This window comes from Ensifer sp. ENS06, from assembly GCF_014852205.1.
Taxonomy (GTDB): Bacteria; Pseudomonadota; Alphaproteobacteria; order Rhizobiales; family Rhizobiaceae; genus Ensifer; species Ensifer adhaerens.
On the sequence record NZ_JACVBC010000074.1, the window covers coordinates 1 to 255 of the forward strand.

General features: G+C 63.9%; 1 protein-coding gene. It reads right to left on the reverse strand.

Annotated elements, in window-relative coordinates:
- Window positions 1–253, reverse strand: a 253-nt coding sequence (locus tag IB279_RS38325) for an ATP-binding cassette domain-containing protein (RefSeq protein WP_192341313.1), incomplete at its 3' end; no start/stop codon positions are given.
- Between the last annotated feature and the right edge of the window lie 2 nt (window positions 254–255).

Genomic DNA, 255 nt, shown 5'->3' on the forward strand with positions numbered 1-255 from the left:
GGGCATAGTGCTGGAAGACAAAGCCGATGTTGCGCTCCTGCACGGTCTTTTGCGAGGCATCCTCGTCGCCGAAGAAGATCGTGCCTTCGGTCGGGCTTTCGAGCCCGGCAACGAGACGCAGAAGTGTCGTCTTGCCGGAGCCGGAGGGGCCGAGCAGCGCGATCAGCTCGCCGGAGCGGATGTCGAGCGAGACGTCGTCGAGCGCCGGGAAGCGGCCGAATTCCTTGCGGATGTTGTGAACGCGCACGTCCATGA